Raw genomic sequence first — 2,134 nt, 5'->3', positions numbered from 1 at the left:
GATGATAAACCGTATAAAACCACATTGTTTGTGACACTAAAGCCAGCCAGATCAAAGGCCATCTTAGTCGCTTTGAGTAGGGGATAATGAAATAGGTACACTCCATAAGAGATGATGCCTACCCATCTCAAAATTGACAGATCTAATAACCGTTTTGCGAACACTGAGTTAGGCGCAGTAACTAATATCACACCCAATAGAAGTGGAACAAGGGGAAAGTTGTAACGCCCGAAGTTAAGCTGAAATAGTTCGTCTAAAGGCGTTGATAAAATGACTGCCACACTTACAGAGGCTAACCAAAAAAGTGCTTCGCATAATATTGGCTTTTGTTTTCCTGAGTCACGGTAGGTAAGAAATAAACTCGCAGCTACAACTCCAATTAAAAAGTGTGGTAGATGGGCCATAGTTGAATACTTTAATGCTGCGCCATTAACCGATATTAATTCAATTCCAAAAGGCCAAATAAGCGGAATTCTGATTGGCCAGTCATTCCACTCACCTAGCCAGTTCATTAGTAACCAATAAAATATATAAATGACAGGGACAAGAACAATAAATACTAAGGTGCCACTTTTACGATTAAGTTTTTTAATTGAGACAAAAAACAGCGGTAACAAAATATAAAACTGCATTTCAACTGCTAATGACCAAAATGGAGGGTTAAGACTCATTACTTGGTCATCTTTCAAATTGTGCAAGAAAAATAAATGACTCAATATATTGTTGAAATTGACTTCAGCTCCTTTAAATCCTTTTAGGGCCATCAACAAAATAAAGCAAAAATAGAATAAAGGAATAATACGGATAGCACGCTTTAGAAAGTAATGCTTAATGTTGGGTAAGTTATGCTCTTGATTGGCCTGCCAAAAAGGGATTGATAACAAAAAACCACTTAATGCAAAAAACAAGGCTACACCAGTGTTGCCATTGACCATCCATCGTTCAAGATCAAAAGGCCCTAGTACCCCACCAATATTAGTAAATTGTTGAAAATGTACTATAAATACCGATAATGCAGCGAGGGCCCTAAGGCCATCAAGGCTGGCAATATCACGTTGATTGATACCAACCATTTTGCTCTGCAAAAGATTGGCATTTGAGGCTATAGTATCTTTAAGGTTGATCTGGGAGGTATTTTGTCCATCTGTGTCAGATTTAATTAAGCAAAGTGAAAGGATGTAACCACCCAATAACACGAGAATTGCATCAGTGATTTCGGCGACGGAATTGGTAAAAAAACGTTGAGAATATTCACCAACAAAAATAATTATGGCAACTGTAATAGTCGATAACCTTAGCTTATTAGTCACTAAATACATTAACCAGACTGCGCAAATATAGAACAACATTTTTTTACTCATAGCGATGATATTCAGCAAAATGTTGCCATTGAGAGAGCCTGAAAATGGTAGCCAATGAAAATCCGTAGGGAAGGGTTTTAACTCAAATGGATATAAGCCATTGAGAACAATAGTTAATACTAATGCTAATAACAAAATTTGCTTATTAACTAATAGCCTCAAACTTATCCATATAATAAGAGCAACAGAGGCTCCAAAAAACTGTGAAATATTAATATTATTATTAATAATTAAGAACTTAATACTAAGCACAGCGAACACTATTGCAACAAGCTTACCAGTAGTTAGCCACCTTAGTTTCGCCTGAGAGAGTAGATAAAATGCAATCAGCCACGTCACTACAGACTCATAAGTCCAATACCAATCTATTTGTGGATGATAAATAATTTGTTTAAAATTAGTCTTCAACACATCAAAGTCTAATGCTGGTGAATAAGGCGCAAGTTTAATAAAAATTAAGGCTAAACCCAGGTAAAATGAAATAATTAAATAAGGTGATAATTCATAGCTAAAACGAATGCGACTTGAGGTAGAACCTTTAGCCAGCAAAATACCAATTAAACAACCAAATAGATTCCAAATAGCATCCCCTCCCCAAGGAATGCGATCAGTTGTCCAAACTTGCCCCACTTGAATGATAAAAGCGAGCGCAAAACCTATCACCAAAAACTTGCATGCATTCTTGACGGTCAACTGATTGTGAGACGCCTTGGTTATTACTAATCCAAAAGGAATAAAAAGAACCGTGTTAGAAATTAGATCACTTACAGAAC

General features: G+C 36.2%; 1 protein-coding gene. It reads right to left on the bottom strand.

Features of this window, described 5'->3' with window-relative positions:
* On the bottom strand, positions 1 to 2,078 hold a 2,078-nt coding region (locus QZ562_RS21055; protein ID WP_293764678.1), incomplete at its 3' end, for an acyltransferase.
* Between the last annotated feature and the right edge of the window lie 56 nt (positions 2,079 to 2,134).

It is taken from the genome of uncultured Paraglaciecola sp. (assembly GCF_913058035.1).
Lineage (GTDB): Bacteria > Pseudomonadota > Gammaproteobacteria > Enterobacterales > Alteromonadaceae > Paraglaciecola.
The sequence above is the reverse complement of the archived record's forward strand: the minus strand, read 5'-3'. Positions and strand labels throughout refer to the sequence as shown.